Source organism: Morganella psychrotolerans (genome assembly GCF_001676055.1).
GTDB lineage: Bacteria > Pseudomonadota > Gammaproteobacteria > Enterobacterales > Enterobacteriaceae > Morganella > Morganella psychrotolerans_B.
Genome location: NZ_LZEX01000006.1, coordinates 73,739 through 93,140 on the forward strand (window position 1 = coordinate 73,739; position 19,402 = coordinate 93,140).

General features: G+C 49.2%; 18 protein-coding genes and 2 pseudogenes. 7 read left to right on the forward strand and 13 right to left on the reverse strand.

Features of this window, described 5'->3' with window-relative positions:
- Nucleotides 1-15 precede the first annotated feature (15 nt).
- The gene (locus AYY17_RS06615; protein WP_067406966.1) at nucleotides 16-282 is read left to right on the forward strand and encodes a helix-turn-helix domain-containing protein; all 267 of its coding nucleotides are present in this window, start codon (nucleotides 16-18) and stop codon (nucleotides 280-282) included.
- Nucleotides 283-375: 93 nt separating this feature from the next.
- Here the strand turns inward: AYY17_RS06615 and mdh are convergent, their stop codons facing one another.
- A complete protein-coding gene (mdh, locus tag AYY17_RS06620; RefSeq protein ID WP_067422374.1) occupies nucleotides 376-1,314 on the reverse strand; it encodes a malate dehydrogenase in 939 nt (312 codons plus the stop codon).
- Between the two features lie 449 nt (nucleotides 1,315-1,763).
- Here mdh and argR point away from each other — a divergent pair, with 449 nt between their 5' ends.
- Complete coding sequence (gene argR / locus AYY17_RS06625; protein WP_067367210.1) at nucleotides 1,764-2,234, forward strand: transcriptional regulator ArgR; 471 nt, start codon at nucleotides 1,764-1,766, stop codon at nucleotides 2,232-2,234.
- A gap of 73 nt (nucleotides 2,235-2,307) precedes the next feature.
- Here the strand turns inward: argR and mpl are convergent, their stop codons facing one another.
- Entirely contained in the window at nucleotides 2,308-3,660 is a 1,353-nt protein-coding gene (gene mpl, locus AYY17_RS06630) for a UDP-N-acetylmuramate:L-alanyl-gamma-D-glutamyl-meso-diaminopimelate ligase (protein ID WP_067422376.1), read from the reverse strand.
- Nucleotides 3,661-3,826: 166 nt separating this feature from the next.
- Here mpl and fbp point away from each other — a divergent pair, with 166 nt between their 5' ends.
- Entirely contained in the window at nucleotides 3,827-4,840 is a 1,014-nt protein-coding gene (gene fbp / locus AYY17_RS06635) for a class 1 fructose-bisphosphatase (RefSeq protein WP_067422378.1), read from the forward strand.
- Nucleotides 4,841-4,926: 86 nt separating this feature from the next.
- Nucleotides 4,927-5,457, forward strand: a complete 531-nt coding sequence (gene ppa / locus AYY17_RS06640) for an inorganic diphosphatase (RefSeq protein WP_067366000.1) — start codon at nucleotides 4,927-4,929, stop codon at nucleotides 5,455-5,457.
- 67 nt (nucleotides 5,458-5,524) lie between these two features.
- Here ppa and AYY17_RS06645 read toward each other — a convergent pair whose 3' ends face one another.
- The 3 genes and pseudogenes from AYY17_RS06645 to tamA form a co-directional block, all read right to left on the reverse strand.
- Nucleotides 5,525-5,887 (reverse strand): gamma-glutamylcyclotransferase family protein, encoded by a 363-nt coding sequence (locus AYY17_RS06645; RefSeq protein ID WP_067422380.1) that lies wholly within the window; start codon nucleotides 5,885-5,887, stop codon nucleotides 5,525-5,527.
- Between the two features lie 3 nt (nucleotides 5,888-5,890).
- Nucleotides 5,891-9,663, reverse strand: a pseudogene (tamB, locus tag AYY17_RS06650) (autotransporter assembly complex protein TamB).
- Nucleotides 9,663-11,405 carry an autotransporter assembly complex protein TamA gene (tamA, locus tag AYY17_RS06655; RefSeq protein WP_067422382.1) on the reverse strand — a complete coding sequence of 581 codons (1,743 nt, stop codon included), beginning with the start codon at nucleotides 11,403-11,405 and terminating at the stop codon, nucleotides 9,663-9,665. The pseudogene tamB and the gene tamA overlap by 1 nt, the downstream one beginning before the upstream one ends.
- Nucleotides 11,406-11,540: 135 nt before the next feature.
- On the opposite strand from tamA, the gene msrA reads away from it, so the two are divergent.
- Nucleotides 11,541-12,206, forward strand: a complete 666-nt coding sequence (gene msrA, locus AYY17_RS06660) for a peptide-methionine (S)-S-oxide reductase MsrA (protein WP_067422385.1) — start codon at nucleotides 11,541-11,543, stop codon at nucleotides 12,204-12,206.
- Between the two features lie 304 nt (nucleotides 12,207-12,510).
- On the forward strand, nucleotides 12,511-13,863 hold the full coding sequence (gene paeA, locus AYY17_RS06665) for a polyamine export protein PaeA (RefSeq protein ID WP_067422387.1): 1,353 nt from the start codon (nucleotides 12,511-12,513) through the stop codon (nucleotides 13,861-13,863).
- A gap of 75 nt (nucleotides 13,864-13,938) precedes the next feature.
- Here the strand turns inward: paeA and AYY17_RS21135 are convergent.
- The 3 genes and pseudogenes from AYY17_RS21135 to AYY17_RS06675 all read right to left on the reverse strand — a co-directional run.
- A pseudogene (locus AYY17_RS21135) lies at nucleotides 13,939-14,142 on the reverse strand (DUF1107 domain-containing protein); the annotation flags it as partial.
- Nucleotides 14,143-14,533: 391 nt separating this feature from the next.
- Nucleotides 14,534-15,274: a 3'(2'),5'-bisphosphate nucleotidase CysQ gene (gene cysQ, locus AYY17_RS06670; protein WP_067422389.1), complete on the reverse strand. Its 741-nt coding sequence runs from the start codon at nucleotides 15,272-15,274 to the stop codon at nucleotides 14,534-14,536.
- A 195-nt stretch (nucleotides 15,275-15,469) separates the two neighbouring features.
- A complete protein-coding gene (locus tag AYY17_RS06675; protein ID WP_067407060.1) occupies nucleotides 15,470-16,090 on the reverse strand; it encodes an FKBP-type peptidyl-prolyl cis-trans isomerase in 621 nt (206 codons plus the stop codon).
- Nucleotides 16,091-16,356: 266 nt separating this feature from the next.
- Here AYY17_RS06675 and AYY17_RS06680 point away from each other — a divergent pair, with 266 nt between their 5' ends.
- Entirely contained in the window at nucleotides 16,357-16,956 is a 600-nt protein-coding gene (locus AYY17_RS06680) for a LysM-like peptidoglycan-binding domain-containing protein (RefSeq protein WP_235845308.1), read from the forward strand.
- An 80-nt stretch (nucleotides 16,957-17,036) separates the two neighbouring features.
- On the opposite strand, the gene rplI is transcribed toward AYY17_RS06680, so the two are convergent.
- From rplI to rlmB, 5 genes are all read right to left on the reverse strand, one after another.
- Nucleotides 17,037-17,486: a 50S ribosomal protein L9 gene (gene rplI / locus AYY17_RS06685; protein ID WP_025154545.1), complete on the reverse strand. Its 450-nt coding sequence runs from the start codon at nucleotides 17,484-17,486 to the stop codon at nucleotides 17,037-17,039.
- Nucleotides 17,487-17,516: 30 nt separating this feature from the next.
- Nucleotides 17,517-17,744, reverse strand: coding sequence for a 30S ribosomal protein S18 (gene rpsR / locus AYY17_RS06690; protein WP_004234502.1), 228 nt, complete (start codon nucleotides 17,742-17,744; stop codon nucleotides 17,517-17,519).
- A gap of 4 nt (nucleotides 17,745-17,748) precedes the next feature.
- Nucleotides 17,749-18,066, reverse strand: coding sequence for a primosomal replication protein N (gene priB, locus AYY17_RS06695; protein WP_067365973.1), 318 nt, complete (start codon nucleotides 18,064-18,066; stop codon nucleotides 17,749-17,751).
- A gap of 5 nt (nucleotides 18,067-18,071) precedes the next feature.
- Complete coding sequence (gene rpsF / locus AYY17_RS06700; RefSeq protein WP_004241366.1) at nucleotides 18,072-18,461, reverse strand: 30S ribosomal protein S6; 390 nt, start codon at nucleotides 18,459-18,461, stop codon at nucleotides 18,072-18,074.
- A gap of 151 nt (nucleotides 18,462-18,612) precedes the next feature.
- Nucleotides 18,613-19,347, reverse strand: coding sequence for a 23S rRNA (guanosine(2251)-2'-O)-methyltransferase RlmB (rlmB, locus tag AYY17_RS06705; protein ID WP_067422391.1), 735 nt, complete (start codon nucleotides 19,345-19,347; stop codon nucleotides 18,613-18,615).
- Nucleotides 19,348-19,402 lie beyond the last annotated feature (55 nt).

A 19,402-nucleotide genomic window follows, 5' to 3' on the forward strand; every position in this document is an offset into this window, starting at 1 on the left:
AAAAGGACTCAATATATGGATTCCGGTAAATCTGACTGGCACCCTGCTGATATTATCGCATCGCTGAAAAAACAGGGGACAACCCTGGCCGCACTGTCACGGGGAGCCGGACTCAGCTCTTCAACGCTTGCAAACGCCCTTTCACGCCCCTGGCCTAAAGGTGAATGGATCATTGCAAACTTTCTTGCAGTCCATCCGTCGGAGATATGGCCCAGCCGTTATTTTAATTCTATCACAGGTGAATTATTAGATAGGAAAATAAGAGAGAAGATAACTAATTAATTTTTATATATAGTTATAAAACAATAAAACCGCTAATCGTTATTAGCGGTTTTATTTACAATTCAAAAAAACAAATACAACTATTCGGCTAATTTAACTGTTAATAAATTTCTCACCTAGTGCAATATCCGCTTTCAGAACATCGAGCATGCCATTCAGGGCTTTTTCTTCGTATGCACTGAGTGAACCGATATCCAGGCGCTTCTCAACGCCGTTTTTCCCTAATACCACAGGTTGAGCGAAGAAACGGGCATATTTTCCGTCACCTTCGGTATAGGTGCACTCTACCACATTGCTTTCACCCTGCATTGCACGCACCAGAGATAAACCGAAACGTGTTGCTGCCTGGCCCATAGAAAGTGTTGCAGACCCGCCACCCGCTTTAGCTTCTACCACTTCTGTACCGGCGTTCTGGATACGTTTGGTCAGGCTGTCAATCTCAGCATCACTGAAGCTGACACCCGGAATTTGTGACAGCAGCGGCAGAATAGTGACACCTGAGTGTCCGCCAATGACCGGCACTTCCAGTTCCTGTGGTTTTTTCCCTTTCAGTTCAGCCACAAATGTGTTGGAACGGATAATATCAAGCGTGGTTACACCAAACAGACGGTTTTTGTCATACACACCGGCTTTTTTCAGTACTTCTGCTGCAATCGCCACGGTGGTGTTAACCGGATTAGTGATAATTCCAATCAATGCTTTCGGGCAGGTTTTTGCTACTTTTTCGACCAGGTTACGGACGATCCCCGCATTGATATTGAACAGATCAGAACGATCCATCCCCGGTTTGCGGGCAACACCGGCAGAAATCAGGACAATATCCGCACCTTCTAATGCCGGCGTCGGATCTTCACCGGCGAACCCGGTGATACGGACATCTGTCGGGATATGGCTGAGATCTTTCGCCACTCCGGGAGTGACCGGCGCAATATCATATAAGGCAAGATCTGAGCCGGAAGGAAGTTGGGTTTTAAGAAGAAGGGCGAGTGCCTGACCAATACCACCTGCTGCTCCGAGAACTGCAACTTTCATCTGATACTCCTTGACTTGGGACTGTGAGCACCGATTCAGTGCCTGGCACGAATCAGCGCATGAGGGCTGAAAATACAATATTTTAACAGACTGATTGCATATTCACGCATTTAAATCTGTTTGTCTATAGTGATGTCATTCTAAACAAATCGCTTATCTGTTAATGAGATAAGGGGCACTATTCTGACAATTATTTTACTTTAAACACACTAATGGTCAGACTCATTAATATATCAATGAGTGACTGCTAACAACATCATTTGATTAACATTATTGTTACCTATGGGAATGAACTATCCGGGCGAAAAAGTAAAACCAATTACGTGAGCCACTCACCAATTTTGATCATTGATGCTGTTTTATATATTCAGGCATACGGGTTTGATTTGCATAAAAATGCATTTATACGCATAATAATAGCGTTTGTTGTCAATTTTTCAGGAATGACTATGCGCGCACCTTCTAAACAAGAAGATTTAATCAAAGCGTTTAAAGCGCTGTTGAAAGAAGAAAAATTCAGCTCTCAGGGGGAGATTGTCACTGCCCTGCAGGAAGAGGGCTTTGAAAATATTAACCAATCCAAGATTTCCAGAATGCTGACGAAGTTCGGCGCCGTCCGTACCCGTAATGCAAAAATGGAAATGGTCTATTGCCTGCCGGCGGAACTGGGCGTTCCTACAGCCACCAGCCCGTTAAAAAATCTGGTGCTGGATATCGATTATAACGACTCTGTCGTGGTCATCCGCACCAGCCCGGGTGCAGCACAGCTGATTGCCCGCCTGCTGGATTCCATCGGAAAATCAGAAGGGATCCTCGGCAGTATTGCCGGCGATGACACCATTTTCTCAACACCGGCACAAGGTTTCACAACAGAACAGCTTTGTGAGGCCATCCTGGCACTGTTTGAGCAAGAGTTGTAATACCCGCTTGCATAAAAAAACCGCACGGTGGGCTGATGCTGCCGCGCGGTTTTTTAGTATAATTAATATCTGATTACTTCAGTTTTGCCAGCAACTTATCGTGAATACCGCCAAAGCTGCCGTTACTCATCACCAGGATGTGATCGCCCGGCTGAGCATGCTCTGCCACCATCGCAGTCAGCGCATCAAGATCACCACTCCAGTATGCCGGCTGAACACAGTTCGCCGTAATTTCACTCACCAGCCACGGAATATTTGCCGGCTGGAGAATAAACACTTCATCTGCGCGTCCCAGCGCCGGGGCGATATCGTCTTTGCTGATCCCCATTTTCATGGTATTTGAACGCGGCTCAAGCACCACCAGGATGCGGGCTGTGCCACCGACCTTACTGCGCAATGCCTGTAACGTCGCGAGTATGGCTGTCGGGTGATGAGCGAAGTCATCATAGACACTGATGCCGTTCACTTCACCACGCAGCTCCAGACGGCGGCGGGCATTGATAAATTTACCCAGTGCGCGGCAGGCTTCCTCCACCGGAACCCCGACGTGATGAGCTCCCGCAACCGCCATCAGGGCATTCTGCATATTGTGCTCACCGACCAGGCCCCAGTTCACACGGCCTTTGATGTCACCATCATAGCGCACATCAAACTCACCACAGTCATTCGTCACTTTTTCCGCCTGCCAGCGGGCGCCCTCGCCGGTGTACTCTTCTTCACTCCAGCACCCCATAGCAAGCATCTGTTTCAGATTTGAGTCATTTGCCGGCGCAATAATTTTTCCGTCACCGGGAACAACACGCACCAGATGATGAAATTGTTTTTCAATCGCCGCGAGATTTTCAAAAATATCCGCATGGTCAAATTCAAGATTATTGAGCAGCAGTGTGCGCGGGCTGTAATGCACAAATTTCGAGCGCTTATCAAAAAAGGCACAGTCATATTCATCCGCTTCAATCACAAAGAACGGGCTGTTACCCAATGTGGCAGAAACATCAAAATTCCCGGGCACGCCGCCTATCAGGAAGCCCGGCTGATAGCCGCAGTCTTCCAGAATCCACGCCAGCATACCGGCGGTAGTCGTTTTGCCATGCGTTCCCGCCACGGCGAGCACCCAACGCTCCGGTAATACGTGATCATGCAGCCACTGTGGTCCCGATGTGTATGGGATCCCCAGGTTAAGTACGGCTTCCACACACGGGTTTCCGCGCTTCATGGCGTTGCCGATCACCACAATGTCCGGGCGGGGCTCAAGCTGCGCCGGGTCATAGCCCTGGATCAGGTCAATCCCCTGCTCTGTCAGCAGACTACTCATCGGCGGATAGACATTTTGATCAGCGCCGGTCACTTTATGTCCCTGCGAACGGGCAAGAATTGCGAGGCTGCCCATGAAGGTGCCACAGATACCGAGAATATGAATATGCATTATTTTTATCCAATAGCATGACGTTGGTCACTATTCTAACCATCTATCAAAAGAACTGAAACGGATTAGCCTATCAATTATGATTTTCTTTGGCTAAACTTGCACGCGCGTTTCCGGGCAACCGCTTTCGTAATACTTTTATTTCACCCACTTCAGGACGCACGTCATGAAAACATTAGGCGAATTTATCGTCGAAAAACAGCAGGACTTTTCTCACGCAACCGGAGAACTGACTGCTCTCCTCTCTGCGATTAAGTTAGGTGCTAAAATTATTCATCGTGATATCAACAAAGCCGGGCTGGTTGATATCCTTGGTACCAATGGTATCTCTAATGTGCAGGGTGAAGTCCAGATGAAACTGGATCTCTACGCTAACGAGAAACTGAAGGCGGCACTAAAAGCCCGTGGTGAAGTTGCCGGTATTGCTTCCGAAGAAGAAGATGACATTGTCATTTTTGAAGGCGGACGTGCCGAGAATGCCAAATATGTTGTTCTGATGGATCCGCTTGATGGTTCATCCAACATTGACGTAAATGTGTCTGTCGGTACTATTTTCTCTATCTATCACCGTATCACCCCTCTGGGTCAGCCGGTAACGGAAGCTGATTTCCTGCAACCGGGCAACCGCCAGGTCGCAGCCGGTTATGTGGTATACGGGTCTTCCACCATGCTGGTTTACACCACCGGCAACGGGGTTCACGCCTTTACGTATGATCCATCATTAGGCGTGTTCTGTCTGTGCCAGGCAGACGTGCAATTCCCGGAAAAAGGCAATATGTACTCCATCAATGAAGGGAACTATATCCGCTTCCCGCAGGGTGTGAAAAAGTACATTAAATACTGCCAGGATGAAGATGAGGCAACAAACCGCCCTTATACCACCCGTTATATCGGCTCACTGGTTGCAGACTTCCACCGCAACCTGCTCAAAGGCGGGATCTACATCTACCCGAGCACAGCAAGCCATCCGACCGGTAAACTGCGCCTGCTGTATGAGTGCAACCCGATGTCTTTCCTCGCAGAACAAGCGGGCGGTAAAGCGAGTGACGGCAAAAACCGTATCCTCGATATTATTCCTGAAAAACTCCACCAGCGTTCGCCGTACTTTGTCGGCACAAAATCCATGGTAGAGAAAGCAGAAAGCTTTATGGCTGAATTCCCGGACGAAAACGCGAAGTAAGCGAAGGAAAAGGCGGTATACCACCGCCTTTTTTTCGTTATAATGTCCGCCACGCTATTTGGTTTGAAGACTTAAGGAAACCGCTCATGAGCCTGAATAATGTTCCCGCAGGTAAAGATCTGCCGGAAGATATCTATGTTGTTATCGAAATTCCTGCAAACGCAGATCCGATTAAATACGAAGTGGATAAAGAATCCGGTGCGCTGTTTGTTGACCGCTTTATGTCAACGGCAATGTTCTATCCGTGCAACTATGGTTATATCAACCATACGTTATCACTGGATGGCGACCCGGTAGACGTCCTGGTTCCGACTCCGTATCCGTTACAGCCGGGTTCTGTGATCCGCTGCCGTCCGGTCGGTGTTCTGAAAATGACTGACGAATCCGGTGAAGATGCCAAACTGGTTGCGGTTCCGCACACCAAACTGAGCAAAGAATACGATCACATCAAAGATGTGGGCGATCTGTCTGAACTGCTGAAAGCACAAATTACTCACTTTTTCGAGCACTACAAAGATCTGGAAAAAGGCAAATGGGTTAAAGTTGACGGCTGGGAAGATGCTGCGTCAGCAAAAGCAGAAATTATTGCTTCTTTCGAACGCGCTGCGAAAAAATAATCCGCACCCCGTTCGGATAAAAAAAACCGCTGTTTTCACAGCGGTTTTTTATTTTTATACCGGAAAGTTATTCACTCTCTGAATCCGGTTCCTCATTACGCTTAAGCCAGTCACCACAGTTTATCCGCACCAAATCGTCCACAGAATGCTGATACAGGTAAATCCATGCACTGCCGTAAGGCGTTGAAACCAGCTCACGCCGGTAATCCTGACCATCTTTTTTCAATTCATCCAGTTCTGTCAGGATCGACGAAGAGATCCGGTACACTTCACATTCGATTTTACCGGTTCCCGGTACAACCGCAGGATAGTGCCCCAGATCATACAGATCATAACCTTCAAGCGTATACTCACCCAGCAGTGCGGCATAGGTCATCCAGTGATGGTTTCCCTGTTTTTGCCGCAAACTGCCATAAACGATCACTCGCATATATTAGAACTCAAACTGATAAAGCAGATCGATCGCCTGGCTGACGCCAGACACCGCTTCCAGATATAACCTGGGCATTAACCTATAGCGTAACGTCAAGGTCGCTAAGGAGTCAAATATACCGACACCATATTTTACCTGCAAGTCATTCGTTATCTTGCCGCTGACCACAACCTGTGACTTATCACCCACGCCCTGAGTGTCCAGCGCCAGGTCTGAAATGCCGAATGTTTCACCAATTTTTCCGACTAACTGCCCGCTTTGTGCTACCCCAAGACTGATTAACATGGATGTCATCTGGGAACTGTCAGCATCACCGGAATTGAGTCCCTCACCCCGTAACAGATAAGAAAGGGCCTCTTCCTGTGACATTGCAGGGTCAGAAAATATTTCCACTTTCGGACGATCCGCAAGCCCGGTCACCCGGACTCCTGCAATAACACCATTAGCCGTGTTATCCGGATTACGGATAGCTTCCATATTCAGGAACGGTTGGTCGGCCGGACCGGAGAACAGAATCTGCCCTTTGCGCACCAGCAGATCCTGCCCGTACGCTTTGAACGCCCGCGCGGGATATCAACCTGTCCGTTCAGCCCGAGACCCTGTTTGTCTTGGGCAACTCTCAGGTTGCCCGTCAGCATCGCACTAAGGCCAAATGCATCAAGCGCCACATCCGGACCAATATGGATTTTCAGGTTGCTCTGAATCGGAATACTGACCGGTTTTTCGTGAATCGGTTGCAGATTATCGTCCAGCATCACTTCATCAGATGTTGATGCGACCGCAGATTCCGGTACGTCATGCACCGTTATCCGCGCCCACGGAATATTAACCGTTCCGTCCAGCTTCAGCACTGACGGTGTTGCTTCAAAAACCAGATCCGGGCTGACATCTATCCGTATCATCGGTGGCAATAAAACCCGCAGTTTATCGCCCTGCGCACTGATTTTAGCGTACCACGCGTCCATCTTACGCCAGTCTGCATTACCACTGAGGTTCAGATACCCTTCCGGGGTTTTAATTTGTCCGTTCAGATCAGAGCGCGCGCCGTCAAAGTTAACAGTCAGGCCGCCCTGTGTAATATCAAACGGCAGCAACCTTCCGCTGACAGCAAGATCCGACAACCCGAGCTGACCAAACAGCAGAGGTCCGGCTGCATTACCGCCGAGGCGCAGATTCGCATTCAGCCGCCCGGTGGCTTTGTCGCCTTTACCCAGCAGCGGCTTGATCAGATCCAGCGAGATATTATCGATCCCGACATTTCCGCTCAGCTGACGGCGTTTTTCCAAATCAGAAATCTGTACGTTGCCGTTGATTTTTCCGTTTCCGGCAATAGCAATCAGCCACTGAAGATTCAGTTTGCCGCTCTTCATCGCCGCAGTCAGTGTAAGAGTATCAAATGCCACCGGCAGATTTGCGCCTTCCAGGCTCTGTACCACCTTTACGCCATTCCCTTTAAGGGAGACATCCATCACCGGCTGCGAACCATCAGCAAACCAGCGGATATTCGCATTTCCGCTGAATACACCGCTCAGTTTCGTGCCCTGATCCAGGAACGGTTTTATCATCGACAGATCAAACCGCTCCAGCGCAACCGAGGCATTACCGGATGCACCGGCAGTAATCGGTTTAGGCACACAGATACGTGCATCCGGGTTCACCCAGCAGTGGGTACCAACTGTAATTTCCTGTTTTTCATTAAGATACGTCAGCGCCATTGCTTTGCTGAGCTGCCATTCACCCACCGGCGTTTCAAAACGGGTATTATTCAGAGAACCTTTCCAGATTTGTGTTTTACGATCAAACCCGCCGTTAAGCATCAGCTGTGCTGATACCGGATCCCCTTTCATCGTCAGTTTCAGTGCGTGCTGTGCTTCTGTCCCTTTTGCATTCAGGGTCAGATTGCTTATCACCAGATCCGCCTGCTTCAGCTGAGTAACAGTCACATCCAACTGACCTTTGATCTGTTCAGCTGAAGTGACATCCCCTTTGATCGTGGCATTGGCGACAGATAAATCATCCTGCCACTTCAGACTGTGGATAGTGAGATCCGCAAGGATCTGCGGTTTTTCCATATTACCGCGGATATTGAGCTTACCTTTCACTGTCCCGGCAAGACCCGGAACCAAACCGCCCAGCGCCGGAGCATTAATATCCGCATCCAGCTTCCAGTTGTTTGCCAGCTGACCATTGATATCCAGCTTATTATTGCCCAGCGCCAGTTTCAGCTCAGGGATCGTCCACTGCCCGCCGGCGTTACCTTTTACATTTCCGCGCGCTTTCAGCGGATAATTTTTAACTTTCCCGTCGAGTGTGATATCCGGGACAGACAATTCCCAGTTACCGCCGTACAGACTGCCGCGTGTGGTAATTTTGCCATCCACTTTCGCCGGCCATTCCGGGTAGGCTTTTGCTGTATTCAGACCGGACAGTGTCAGTACCGCCTGCCAGCTGATGGCTTTCTGCCAGTCTGCCACACCGGTGATCTCAGCAAAGCCCTGTAACGCATTCAGGCGCAGCCGGGTGAGATTAAGCTGTTCTGTATTGCCTTTGGCATCCAGCGTCAGCAGCGCGGGCGGTATCTCCTTACCTTTGATGTCTGAGCGCAGGGAGAGATCGTATCCGCTGATTTTGCCGTTAAGACGTAATTTTACCCCGTCGAGCTGATAATCCGCCTCTCCGGTTAACGGCCAGCTGACTTTCTGGCTCTCCAGCGTCAGCAATACCGGTAAATCCGCCTGCGTCAGATTCGTCTGCGCGTCCAGGGTCGCATTAACCGGCCCTTTCAGCGCCAGTGCCAGCTTCAGTTCATCCAGCAACCCGCCATTCAGATTCAGATCGATATTCTGCCCGCTGAATTCATCAAAATCACGAACCGTACCTTTGACTGAGAGCGCCACCGGCCAGTTATCACTGAGCGTGGCCTCCCCGCTGATACTGATATTTCCCTGCGGTGCGTCCGCTGAGAAATCACTCAGTGTCAGTGTCTGCCCTTTGTTAAACAGTGCCAGATGCAGAGAATTGATAGTGACCGGTGTATCGCCGCTCACCTTCCAGTTATCACCGGAAATACCTTCAACCGAAATATTCAGCGGAAGAATAACCTCCGGCAGCTCAGCCAGCAGCGGTTTGGCAAAAATAGCGTTAATGGTTTCACTCAGGGGTTTTTCCGGCTCGTCAGTTACCGGTTCCGGTTTTTCGGCGACAACCTCAGGCACGGATTCCGGCAGCACAACAGAGAGTGCTTTAATCACGGTAGGTTTGAGTGTGAGCTGGTCACCCTCCCAGGTCATGGCGGTACGGAACGTATCTAAATTGATCGCCATATCATCAACGGTCACCTGCGTATTGGTGACAGAGAGTGAATCCAGAAAAATAGTCAGTGGTGCATTCAGTTCCGTCAGTGGTTCCGACGGCGGTGTTTCTTCTGACGGCGGCAGTTTTGTGGTATCAACAGTGACGCGGGTGCCGTCTGTACTGAGGTTTTCAACACACAGCGTCATATCTTTCAGGCAACTGAGGCGCAGTGCGAGATCGACTTTATCCACGCTGACATCAATGCCCGGCATGGTGTATTTCACCTGCTTCAGAGTCAGGTTACGCAGATCCCCTTCCACCTGCCCGAGTGTCAGACCGGACACAAAACGCGGTGCCAAGTTCAGGGCAAAATGCAGCCCGGACTGAGTGCCCAACACCCAGCCCAGCGTGCCGCCAATCATCAGGATAAGCACCAGCAGAACGATTGCCGGCCATTTCAGATACGTCAGCCATTTCATCAGAGTTCTGCTCCCAAACCGATGTAAAACTCAATATTTTTTGTCTGATCGTCACCGACAGGTGCTGCCAGATCAAACTTCACCGGCCCGACCGGTGATGCCCAGCGCACCCCGACACCCGCACCGGTTTTAAAATTACTCCGTTTGATGTCATTCACCACTTCGCCGCTGTCCACAAATACCGCACCCCACCAGTCACCGGTCACGTTGTACTGATATTCCAGGGAGCCGACTGCGGATTTCGAGCCACCGGTCAGTTTGCCATCGGCATCTTCCGGCGAGATTTTGTTGTAGCGATAGCCACGGATACTGCCGTCACCCCCGGCGAAAAACCGCAGATCAGGCGGAACACGGTCAAAATTATTCGTTTCTATCCAGCCAAGTGTCCCGCGCATCACGAAACGATGACCTTCCCACGGTGTTCTGACCCAGACATTACGGGCGCGGAACACAGCAAAATCGACATCAGAGCCCCACATTTCATTGGATACATCAACAGAATAACGCTGGCTGTCCCCCCAGGACGGCATCATCCCACCCCTGGAGCGGACACGACTGACATTGACACCCGGGTAGAGCAGCATAGTGGTATTGGTGATATCAGCCTGTGTAAAGTGGCTGAGACTCCAGCGCATATTGATACCGTACTGCCAGCCGCTCGATAAATCCCAGTTACGGGACACACCGACGGTTGCGGTATCGGCTTTGGTATCATTCAGATCAGTACGTTTATATCCGCCGGAAACGGCATAATATTGTTCAATAGGGTTTACTTTCAGCGGGATACGGTAGGATGTGTCGATAATTTGTTCAGGTGCTGACAAACTGATGCTGGAGGTCAGACTGTGCCCGCGGGAGTTAACCCACGGCTTATTCCATTTTGCCTGCACGCGCGGCCCCACATCAGTGGCAAAACCGCCGCCCAGCTCCACAAAATTTTGTGCGCGTGGCGTAAAAGAGGCATCCATCGTCAGATAATCACTGTTATCTGCCCGTGCCTGCGCAATATTTGGTGTCACAATCGCAGACTGGAACCAGCCGGTTTCTGCCAGCAGGCGGTTAAAGTCGGCTAACTGTTCAGAGGTATAATAATCCCCCTCTTTAAAAGGCACCAAGCCTTCCAGATAAGTGTCGCGGATCTGTGAACCTTCATAGTTCACTTTGCCAAACCGGTATCGTTTGCCGCTGTTGAACACAAAATCCCAATAGGCCGCGTGGCGGGACAGTGCAATACCGAGCTGGCTTTTTTCCATCTCCGCATCAAAATACCCCCGCTTTAATGCAAGCCCGGATAATCCGCCCTTGAAACTTTCATACTCACCGTGATTGACGACTGTACCGATTTCAGGTTTATTTTTAGTGACGAACCGGCTGAAAGCGGTGTCATCCTTTGCCGCACCTTCAATATCGACGGTCACGCCGGCAATTTTGACGGGTTCACCCGGCGTAACACGCGCAAGCAATATCGGGCGTGCAGGTGGCTGATTATCCTGATATTCGAAGGTGACTGTCGGTTCATAATAACCAAGCGGGCGCAGACCTTCTTTAATGGCTTTTTCCACACGGGAGCGGAAACGGCCATCTGCCACCACTTCATCCGTTGAGATTGTCGAAAGCTGGACTCTTGCATTTTTTTCAAGTTGACCGCTCAGCCCTTCCACTTTTAAGCGAAGATTTGCACTATATGCCAGAGGGGATGTGAGAGACACAGCGACTACACAAATAAGAGGGTATCGGATCACATCAACTCCTGAATTTCCGGGATTTGCCCGAAAACAATATGAAAATTATTTGAATTTTACTATAGATACATAAGATAAATAACCTGAATTCTGTTGATAATACACCGATTGTTCTTAAAAAAGGAGCCACCGCATATGATAAAAACGATAATTAATTACCCGCAGGATACAATTATTTCACCTGTTTTCGCCGAAAATTCACTCCCCGGCAGTGCTGTTGCGCTGACTATCAGCCCCCGCCATACCGTCACAGGGAATGAGGTGAATCATATCCCGGAAGGCTTTGATATTGCGTATTTTGCCATGGGCTGCTTCTGGGGTGTGGAGCGTTTGTTCTGGCAGCAACCGGGGATTTACAGTACTACGGCGGGTTATACCGGCGGGATCACTCAGAATCCGGGCTATGAAGCAGTATGTACCGGCAATACCGGACACACTGAAGCAGTGCGTGTTGTCTATGACCCGTCAGTGATAAGTTATGCTGATCTGCTGCGTTTGTTCTGGGAAAATCACGATCCGGCGCAGGGCATGAAACAGGGTGGCGATATCGGCTCTCAGTACCGCTCAGCGATTTTCACACAATCAGACAGTCAGCGCGTACAGGCTATCGCCTCGCGGGAGCAATATCAGCAGGCGATGTCTGACAGCGGCGATCTCCGCCCTGTCACGACAGCAATCCGTCCGGCCGGTCCGTTTTATGTGGCAGAGGATTATCATCAGCAATATCTGGATAAAAACCCGGAAGGCTATTGCGGATTGGGCGGGATCGGCGTTTGCATGCCGCCTTCGCTGAGAAACTAACCGTTTTTCCTGATCCGGTGTTATACTGCACATCCACGCACAGAAAATATCAATACTCTGTGCGTATTTCTCTTTTTATATCCGATATTTATACTTAATACTCTAAATAATTCGGAATGCATGCAGGCGACAAGCTCCGATTGCCGGGGAGCATACATCAGTATGTGACCCGACGAGCTGAGCGCAGTCAACACCCAGGCATTTTGAAGTATGACGAGTATAAATATCTCAAAAATAACCGGTCGCCACGCATAATAAATAACAGCACTGCCTCAGGCAAACGTGCCGGCCATTCGGAACCTATATGTTAAATAGTGTATTAATTGTACTGTTACTTTGCGCTATCAGCGCATTCTTTTCATTATCAGAAATTTCGCTTGCTGCCTCACGGCGTATAAAGCTCAAAATCATGATCGACGAAGGCAACACGAATGCAGCGCTTGTTCTCCGCCTTCAGGAAGCACCGGGAATGTTTTTCACCGTAGTGCAGATCGGGCTGAATGCCGTGGCAATCCTCGCCGGTATTGTCGGAGAATCTGCTTTTTCACCTGCACTGCGCTCCATGTTTCAGAACATTGTGTCTGATTCCGCCGCACAACAGCTCGGCTCCGTGTGTTCATTTGTTATCGTCACCTCCATGTTTATCCTGCTGGCTGACCTGACACCTAAACGGATGGGAATGATCAAACCTGAAGCCGTGGCTATCCGTATTGTTCAGCCGATGCGTTTTTGTCTGGCTGTACTGCGCCCGCTGGCCTGGCTGTTTAACGGTTTATCCAATCTGTTCTTTAAATTATTCAAAATTCCGCTGGCGCGTAATGAAGATATTACATCTGATGATATTTATGCGGTCGTGGAAGCCGGCGCCGTTGCCGGTGTGCTGCGCAAGCAGGAGCACGAACTGATTGAAAACGTGTTTGAACTGGAATCCCGGACTGTCCCTTCTGCCATGACCTCGCGTGAAAGTATCGTTTACTTTGACAGAAAGGAAAGCGAAGAGAGTATTAAAGAAAAGATTTCCACACAGCCACATTCAAAATTCCTGGTGTGTGACGGCGGTCTTGATCATGTCCTCGGATATGTTGATTCCAAAGATCTGCTCAACCGCGTACTGATTGGTCAGAGTCTGAATCTGCATGATGGCGTGCAAATCCGCCCGGCACTGATGATCCCGGACACACTCAGTTTGTCTGATACGCTGGAAGGCTTTAAAAATGCCGGTGAAGACTTTGCTATCATCCTCAATGAATACGCGATGGTGATGGGTGTTATCACTATCAATGATGTGATGATTACATTGATGGGTGACCTGGTCGGTCAGGGCCAGGAAGAACAAATTGTCGCCCGTGATGAAAACTCATGGTTGATTGAAGGCGGTACGCCGATTGAAGATGTGCAGCGGGTGCTGGATATTGATGAGTTTCCGGATGACAGCAACTATGAAACTATTGCCGGCTTTATGATGTATAAACTGCGCCGGATCCCGAAACGCACAGATTTTGTAAAATATGTCGGTTATAAATTTGAAGTCGTTGATATTGATAACTATAAAATTGACCAGTTATTAGTCACGCGTATTCCGGATTCCCCGGTCACTGCGGTTATTTTACCGGTTTCTCCCTTGTCGCCTGCGGCAGGAGAAAACAAAGAGGGTTAGTCTGACGTAACACCGGATACCCGCGGTCAACAGCCGTAAAACCAACCCTTATTTTTCACCGGGTATTGTTGATTACTAAGCCAGTTGTGCCTGGAGCAACAATACCTGCTGATTAATCTCACTCATTGCACTCAGATGACGTTTATCTCTGACTTTCGGCGGTAAAATCTTACCGTAGTCAAACTCAAACGCCCCCATTCCCTGTATATACAGCCGACCACGGAACAATGTTTTCACATAGCGCGCTATCTGAGACGGGTTGTAACGGGCAAAAAATTTTCATCACTCTTATGTCCTCCCCTTTACCTTTCGGTCTTTCGGTGACAGGTAAAATTACTGACATCACCTTTATACTACAAGGTAGACTAAAATCCCCGCCAAGTTCATTAATCATGTGTTTTAATCACTATTTTTACATAAAATGACACACCGCTACGATGTACTTCACAAAACCATAAGAAAAATAGATCTTCATCACACCAGAACCAGATGGCATCACAATATGATGCATCAATAATAACCTTATAATTATTATAACTTTTATAAATAATAAAAAGTGTAAGGACTTAACTGATAAATAGCGCACTACGTGATTTTACTAAACAGAAAAAAGCCAGTGTAATATGCATTGTTATGCATATTACACTGGCTTTTCAGAGAAAAATGGCCGTCAAAAACTGGAGACGCGAAATCCTGGGTTAATCATCGATTCACGCGGCGTATAATCGAGAGTCTTACCATTCCAGTCAGTGATGTGTGCGCCCGCAGCCAACGCAACAGCATGACCGGCGGCAGTATCCCAGATATGAGTCGGGTTAAAGCGCGGATACAGCTGTGCTTTCCCTTCCGCCACCAGGCAAAATTTCAGGGATGAACCAATTGCCTGTGTTTCATGCGGTCCCAGTTGCGCCAGATAATCCGCCAGTTCATCATCCTGATGAGAACGGCTGATAACCACCAGCGGTAACTCCGCGTTTATTACTTTAATCTGCATCCGCTGCCCGCCACGTTCACGCCAGGCTCGTGGCCCTTCTGCAAAATAGAGCACATCTGCCACCGGCGCATACACCACACCCATGACAGGGACACCATCACTTATCAATGCAATATTGACCGTAAATTCGCCGTTACGGCTGATAAATTCTTTTGTGCCATCAAGAGGATCCACCAGCCAGTATTGTGTCCAGTGCTGACGTTCAGACCAGGCTTGCGGATCTTCTTCAGAGAGCACCGGGATGTCCGGGGTCAGCGCAGTCAGTTCTTGCAGGATAATATGATGAGCCGCGAGATCAGCGGCGGTCAGCGGCGAGTTATCCGCTTTGGCTGAAATATTCATCGTGTCGGGATGATGATAAATATCCATGATAGCTTCACCCGCCCGCCGAGCCAGGTGACAAATTTGATTGAGCATCCTTCACCTCTTTCACTGAACGGTTAGTGAGTCGCGTTATCCTGTTCACGTCTCCGGAGACCTGAGTATATACTCTTATTCATTCAAACTGCAGGTTCGTTGGCTGCATCTTGAATGACGTTGAGTATAGAAACAAAAATGGCCGGTGGAAACCGGCCATTTCGAATATTCTGCTTTTGGTAACACAATCCGTACTTACAGGATCTCTAACAGCTCAACTTCAAAAACTAATGTGCTGTATGGCGGGATAGCGGCACCGGCACCACGCTCACCGTAAGCCAGGTTGCTCGGGATATACAGCTCCCATTTAGAACCAACCGGCATCAGGGTCAGTGCTTCGATCCAGCCTGCGATCACGCCATTGACCGGGAATTCAGCCGGCTCGCCGCGCTGTACAGAGCTGTCAAACACAGTACCATCAGTAAGACGGCCGGTATAATGAACGCGGACGCGGTCAGTACGTGCCGGAATCGGACCATTACCCTGAGTGATAACAGAGAACTGTAAACCGCTCTCAGTGGATGAAACGCCTTCTTTCTTCGCATTTTCTTCCAGAAAACGCATGCCGTCTTTTACCAGTTCTGCCTGCATTTCATTGCGGACAGCATCAGCACGCTCATGCATTTCACGCAGGGCACGATGAAGAACATCAACCGCGACAGCAGGCTGATTATTGGCTAATGCATCAGTGATACCGGCAAGGATCGCCTGCGGTACTAATCCGGTCAGTCCGGATTCCTGTAATTGCTGGCCGATTTGTAAGCCAATTCCGTAGCTTGCCTGTGCTTCCATCGTGTCAAAAGTCGGTTGTGTCATGAGAGATACCTGATTAATAAGTAAGATGGATAAGCATAACAGCAGCATGTACCCCGGTAAACCCGATTATCAGTGAAAGCTGATGCAACCGCCATTACAGACATGTCCTTATTCATTAAACCTGTCTGCATCCTGAATAGCACCGGGTATAAACATAAGAAACAAATTACAAAACAGGACTAATTCTGAATAATTTCAGGAAGACGGCTGCTACACTGAAAGAACGTTTGGTGATTATGACGCATGCACAATAGCGGGGAAATACTATGCGATTACTACCTAAATTTCATCTTTATACCATCGCCGCCATCGCGCTGATTGTTATTATTGTGCTGTTTTTATGGCCATCCGCACCCAAACCACCGGTGACATCTCCGCCACAGACTATCGGGCTGACACCACCGGTACAGGATGATCCGCTGGGTGACCTGATGGCACAGCGTCAACTTACCGACACACAGAACACAACGGAAAATCTCCCGCTGCCGGATAATAACCTGCCGCCTGTCGCACAGACTCCGGATCAGGCACCACAACCCACAGCAGAACAGCCGCCTGTCACAACAGAGACAGCGCCTGTCATTACAGCTGCACAGGATGCTCCGCTTGTGGCGCAGCGGTTTACGGTAAAAAAAGGGCAGACAATCGCGCAGGTTTTCCGTAATAACGGGTTACCGGTTGATGATTTGTTCCGTATGACCGCCGTTGAAGGAACGCAGAAGCCGCTGAACCTGGTTGAAGCCGGTGATAAAATACGGGTTATCCGGGGAAAAGATAAAACGATTACAGAGCTTAAAATTGATAAGACCAGCGGGCAGTCCGTAACCTTTAAACGCCAGAAAGACGGCAGTTACAGGCGTTCATGATGTGGAAAATAAAAAAAGATAAAAAAAAAACGCCGGCCTGAGCCAGCGTCTTTCAAAGATGTTTACATCGTAATCAGAGATTACTCAGCAACAATCTTCACATTCAGTTCTGCAAACACGTCACTGTGAACCTGGAAGTGAACTTCATGATCACCCAGAGTACGCAGAACGCCGTTAGGCAGACGAACTTCGCTTTTCGCAACTTCAACGCCAGCTGCAGTTACAGCATCAGCGATGTCACGAGTACCGACAGAACCGAACAGTTTGCCTTCGTCACCCGCTTTAGAAGAGAGAGTTACAACGCCCAAGGCATTGATTTTCTCTGCACGAGCGTGAGCTGCAGCCAGAACGTCAGCTAATTTAGCTTCCAGTTCTGCGCGGCGTGCTTCGAAGAATTCGATATTTTTCTTGGTTGCAGGAACAGCTTTACCTTGCGGTACTAAGAAGTTACGTGCATAACCAGACTTAACATTTACTTGGTCACCCAGGCTACCCAGGTTCGCTACTTTATCAAGCAGAATAACTTGCATTACCTTATCCTCTTAAATGGACGATGCCGATTACTGATGACGATCAGTGTAAGGCAGTAAAGACAGGTAGCGGGCACGCTTGATAGCACGAGCGAGCTGACGCTGATATTTCGCACTTGTACCGGTAATACGGCTTGGTACGATTTTACCACTTTCAGTGATATAATTTTTCAGCGTAGCGATGTCTTTATAATCAATCTCTTGAACGCCTTCTGCGGTGAAACGGCAGAATTTACGACGACGGAAATAACGTGCCATAAGGCTAGTCTCCAGAATCTATTAATTCAATATGTTCGGCATGAAGAACCAGTTTCGTTAATCCATTGCGACCCTGATGGGTGCTGATGAATCCGTGAACGGTTATATGACTGCCGACCGTTATACTGCGAGTAATGGTTTGGATGGTTAGTCCGCTGGCAACCACGGGCATTCTGCACCATGCCTGCCGGCTAAGTCCGGCTTCCTGCTGTTGTGAGCGGTGCTCAAGCACAAACTGACAATGCGGAATTCCGGCCGGGCTTACTTTCCGGATGGGTTCCCTGCACACTGTGCCGGATAACACCAGACGGTTAGCGGACACCGTTATTACTCTTCAGTTTCCTCAGCTTCATCATTTTCTTCAATGTCGTCAGACATGTCGCGCGGGCGACGTTCGTCTTTCGCTTTAACCATTGGAGAAGGTTCAGTCACCGCGTGCTTAACGCGCATAACCATGCTGCGGATAACGGCATCATTGAAGCGGAAAATAGTTTCCAGCTCGTCAATCACTTCCTGCGGCGCTTCAACGTTCAGCAGAACGTAGTGAGCTTTGTGCAGTTTGTTGATTGGGTAAGCCAGTTGGCGACGACCCCAGTCTTCGAGACGGTGGATCTGACCTTCTGCATTAGTAATAGCAGTTTTGTAACGCTCGATCATTGCCGGTACTTGTTCGCTCTGGTCCGGATGAACCATGAAGACGATTTCGTAATGACGCATTAGTAGTGCTCCTTACGGATTATTAGCCTCCAGTCCGGGCAACCGCAACCCTGAGAGGCAAGGAACTTGTTTAAGTGCGGCTGAAAAATTTGACGCATAACTATACCCATGCCCGATGCAAAAAACAAGGCAATAGTTTACGTATCAGGGATTATTTCCCGCGCTGGCGTACGGCTTCAAACAGACAGACACCCGTTGCCACAGAGACGTTCAGAGAAGATACCGCTCCCGCCATCGGGATGCTTATCAACTCATCGCACAGGTCGCGGGTCAGGCGGCGCATACCTTCACCTTCCGCACCCATAACCAGTGCCACAGGGCCGGTCATTTTGCTCTGATACAGATCGTGTGTCGCTTCACCGGCAGTGCCGACAATCCAGATATTTTCATCTTTCAGCTGACGCAGTGTACGGGCAAGATTGGTCACACGGATCAACGGCACACTTTCCGCCGCACCACATGCCACTTTTTTAACCGTCGCATTCAGTTGCGCCGAGCGGTCTTTCGGGATGATCACGGCATGAACACCGGCAGCATCTGCGGTACGCAGACAAGCGCCCAGGTTGTGCGGATCAGTGACACCATCCAGCACCAGCAGGAACGGCGTTTCATGCTCTGCCAGTAAATCCGGCAGATCTTGTTCCTGATATTGACGCCCGCCTTTAACTTTAGCGATAACACCCTGATGAACGCCGCCTTCAGCCTGGCTGTCCATCCACTGGCGGTTAGCCACCTGAACACGGATACCGGCAGCTTCCAGAGCCTGGGCAACCGGGATAAGACGACGATCTTCACGCCCTTTTAAAATATAGACTTCAATAAAACGGCTGGGATCACGCGCCAGCAAGGCATCCACGGCATGGATACCATAAATAATTTCACTCATAACGTTCCGTTTGTTGCAGGATAATATACCCGGTAAGGCGCTGCCGTCTCACCGG